Annotated in this window: 5 protein-coding genes; 1 reads left to right on the forward strand and 4 read right to left on the reverse strand. The window is 62.0% G+C overall.

What is annotated here, in order from left to right; genetic code table 11:
- Positions 1-77: 77 nt before the first annotated feature.
- Together Q4I23_RS31645 and Q4I23_RS31650 are read right to left on the reverse strand one after the other, a co-directional pair.
- Positions 78-590: a transposase gene (locus tag Q4I23_RS31645; protein WP_498528850.1), complete on the reverse strand. Its 513-nt coding sequence runs from the start codon at positions 588-590 to the stop codon at positions 78-80.
- A 32-nt stretch (positions 591-622) separates the two neighbouring features.
- Positions 623-1,063 carry a helix-turn-helix domain-containing protein gene (locus Q4I23_RS31650; protein ID WP_498528851.1) on the reverse strand — a complete coding sequence of 147 codons (441 nt, stop codon included), beginning with the start codon at positions 1,061-1,063 and terminating at the stop codon, positions 623-625.
- A 16-nt stretch (positions 1,064-1,079) separates the two neighbouring features.
- Between Q4I23_RS31650 and Q4I23_RS31655 the strand changes: the two genes are divergently transcribed.
- On the forward strand, positions 1,080-1,724 hold the full coding sequence (locus Q4I23_RS31655; protein WP_498528852.1) for an IS5 family transposase: 645 nt from the start codon (positions 1,080-1,082) through the stop codon (positions 1,722-1,724).
- Between the two features lie 58 nt (positions 1,725-1,782).
- Here Q4I23_RS31655 and Q4I23_RS31660 read toward each other — a convergent pair whose 3' ends face one another.
- Positions 1,783-2,736, reverse strand: a complete 954-nt coding sequence (locus Q4I23_RS31660) for a hypothetical protein (protein ID WP_498528853.1) — start codon at positions 2,734-2,736, stop codon at positions 1,783-1,785.
- A gap of 391 nt (positions 2,737-3,127) precedes the next feature.
- Positions 3,128-3,413 (reverse strand): transposase (locus Q4I23_RS31665; protein WP_498528854.1); only part of this gene is annotated, 286 nt, incomplete at its 5' end.

Consider the following 3,413-nt stretch of genomic DNA (forward strand, 5'->3'; position numbering starts at 1 on the left):
AAATCGCCCGCTGAAACCCGCATTTTTATCCTCAACAGAGGCAAAAGGCCGAAATATGTTCGTTTTTCCGCACCCTGCTAGAGCAAATTCCTGTTGCTCCTGAATCTTATGCTAGGCGGTTTGGTAACCACAGTGGCGAAACCAGCCGCGGGCATTGGAGGCGGTGACGGTGTCCAGGACACCGGGCAAGGCATCCTCCAAAGCGTCCCGGGTGCGCGCGGCGGCGGTGCGCAAGGTCGTCTTGATCTTGGACCAGCCAGGTTCGATGGGGTTGAAGTCGGGGAATAGGCGGGCAGGAAGCGGATTTCCACGCCCGCGGCTTCGAAGGCGGCGCGCACGCGCGGGCTGCGGTGTGCGCCAAGCCGGTCGAGCACGACGATGGGGTGCGGACGGTCCTGGAGGGCGGGCCGCAGCACCTGCTCGACGAAAGCCAGGAAGACCTCGGTGTCGGTCGCGCGCGCCACCGTCATCATGGCGACCAGCCCGTCCACGCCCAGAGCCCCGAGCAGAGTGAGGCGCCGCCAATGGCCGGCTGGAGCATCGCCGACCGCCCGGGCCCCGCCTTGGGCCCGGGCGTAGCGCCGCGTCATGGCGGTGTCGATGCCGCTTTCGTCGAGGAAGATCAGGTCCTCGGCGCGCCAAGCGGGCTGGTCCTCGCGCCAGGCTTGGCGATCCGCCTGAACATCGGCGCGTTCGTGCTCGCTGGCGTGGAGAGACTTTTCTTTCGACGCCAGCCGAGCCGCCGCAAGGCCCGGCACAGCGCGGGCGGCGAGTGGCGGCGGCCGGTGCGCTCCTCGACCAAGCGCGCGTATTCGGCCAACTGCGCACCGGGGTGTTCGGCCGCCACCGCATCCAGCACCGGAAGATCGCCGGCCAGCATCACGCGCCCGCCGGCGTGCCCCTTGGCCTCATGATAGCCCTCCTCGCGCGCCTGTTTGCGCCAGCTCGACACCGTCGCTTCCGCCACCTCGAAGCGGCGGGCGACTGAGGCTTGCGGCTCCCCACCAGCCTCACAGGCCCGGAGCACACGTTCCCGCAAATCCGTCGAATAGGCTCGGCTCATCGCGACACCCTCCACAATGGGTCAATCGCTTCAACAGCCAAGCCGCACTTCGGTTCTTCGTACGCAACAGGAATTTGCTCTAGTGGACAGCACCGGGCTGAAGCTGTGTGGGCCGGGCGAATGGCTGTTTGAGAAGCACGGCACGAAGCGGCGGCGTTCCTGGCGCGCCCTGCACCTCGGGATGGACGCGGGCAGCGGCCGGATCGTTGCGGCCACGCTGACCGAGCGCGGCATCGATGATGCCTCGCAGGTAGCCCCCTTGCTCGATCAGGTCGCCGAGCCCGTGGCCTCGGTGACCGGCGACGGTGCCTACGACCGAACCGGGGTCTATGCGGCGGTCCACGAGCGCCATCCCGAGGCCGCGGTGGTGGCGCCACCGCGCCGCGATGCCGTGCTCAGCGACACGGCCGAGACCGCTCCCACCCAACGCGACCGTCACATCCAGATAATCGCCGAGACCGGGCGGATGACTTGGCAACGGACCAGAGGCTATAACAAGAGGGCCGGCGTGGAGAGCCAAATGGCGCGCTGGAAGGGCATCCTCGGCGAGGGGCTGCGCTTCTATTCCGATCAGGCGCAGGCCACGGAAGTCGCCATTGGCGTCCTGGTCCTCAACCGCATGATCGACCTCGGACGCCCAAACGCCGTCCGCGTCACCTGATCACCAACAGGGCTGGGGCAATCTCTTGCCCGCTCGCCTCCCTGCAACACGCCGATCGTTAGTGGAGGCACATCTTGGTTGAGGAATCGAAACCATCATTTTTACGGCAAGACCAAACACGGCCGCCCTTTTTAGGTCCGACACTGCTGTACTCACCGGCACCGATGGTCCACATCCCGCCACCAGTGGTGCAACTTGGCTCATCACACCAGTGAGCTTCCATGCTTTCCGAACAGAAGTTCTTTAACATCTCCAGGCTGCTTCCAGGCTTCACGGCGGGCTGAATACAATTGCTAGGAGGATAGGATTGCCGCGCCGGGCGCCGCTCCGGCTGACGGTCGGGTTGGGCGTAGGAATACTGGGGAATCCTCGGTGATGTCGTGCCATCATACGGCATTCCGCCCGATGACCCGCGGCGGCAATCGCTCGTTCCTGCCGTGCAGGGGTCGTAGTCGGGCGCGGTGCGCAGCGTGTTGCGTCGGTTGATCTCGTTCATCGCGTTAAGCTGCTGACCGAAATTCAGCACCGTCTGCATGTCTTGCGCGTTCCGCCGCCGCTGGTATGCCAGTTCTTCCTCAAGCTCACGCAATTCGGCCGCTTCTTGGCTGCTCCGGGAGCGAGCATACTGCGCAGACGTCTGGTCGATCTCTTTCTTTTTTGCAATGATATCAGCGCCTTCGCGTCCTTCCGGAAGGTACTTATATTGAATGGTGGGATGAAATCCGCTTTTAACCTCAAGCTCTGTAAGCGACCGGTAACGATGTATGTTTTCGTATTCTTGCCTCGTAATGGGCTTTTCCCATAGTCGGTGCTTCCCACTTTTATCTGTAATATACGCCACACAACGCGCCTCACACTCAGTCTGCCACAAATATTCCTTTTCGGGCGAGGTGGAGGGCATTCCCTTTTTGACGGTGGCGCTGCTCGACGCGGTCTTGGTCGGGGAGGCGCAGCCCGCGATCAAGACAGAAGCTATAGCAGAAGCGGCAAAGCCAACAACGCCTTTGGTCATCAGAACACCTCCAAGGGAAACCAGCCAGACACAAGGATGCCCAACGCCCATGAGCGGGAGCGCAGACACGAAGAGAAACGGCCTCTGAATCGCGCCGTCTAAAATTTGGCGCCGATCATTACAAGCGTTTACCTCCCCCAACGATCAAGGATGGATGAATAGACTGCATTTAGTTGCGCATGACAATTGCGATCCTATCAATTCAAATAAGGTGGTAAGGAGCGCGGATCTCCATATTGTCCGGCCGCGATATCAAGCAGTACGAAATTTCAGTCCGAGCAATGACCGAAAAACTTAGGAATAATTATTTTTTGGTATCACCGAATGCGCAGTCGACTCCGGTTTGTTGCTTTGTCCGACTTGGTATATCTATGACTTGGCTTAGGGCCTGTTAGGGCTTGAGCCAGTGGAGAGCAGCGGCGAGGCACAGTACTCCCATGAAGGAGACGGCGGTCTTCTCGTAGCGGGTGGCAATGGCGCGCCATTCTTTCAGCCGGGCCCACAGGCGCTCGACGAGATTGCGGTTGTTGTAGATCCAGGCTGGGCAGGCAACCGGCGCTTCGTTGCTCTTGGCCGCGACAGCCGGGCGGGCGCCGAGGCCCCACACGTGCTGCCGGAAGGCATCGGACGCATACCCGCGGTCGGCCACGATCCACGCGGGCACGTCGGGGAGGATG

Source organism: Azospirillum sp. UFLA03-27, from assembly GCF_059803775.1.

Bases quoted from the DNA above. Each gene is read 5' to 3' on its own strand.
- Q4I23_RS31645 (WP_498528850.1), bottom strand. From the start codon at position 590: ATGACGCGGCGCTACGCCCGGGCCCAAGGCGGGGCCCGGGCGGTCGGC.
- Q4I23_RS31650 (WP_498528851.1), bottom strand. From the start codon at position 1,063: ATGAGCCGAGCCTATTCGACGGATTTGCGGGAACGTGTGCTCCGGGCC.
- Q4I23_RS31655 (WP_498528852.1), top strand. From the start codon at position 1,080: ATGGGTCAATCGCTTCAACAGCCAAGCCGCACTTCGGTTCTTCGTACG.
- Q4I23_RS31660 (WP_498528853.1), bottom strand. From the start codon at position 2,736: ATGACCAAAGGCGTTGTTGGCTTTGCCGCTTCTGCTATAGCTTCTGTC.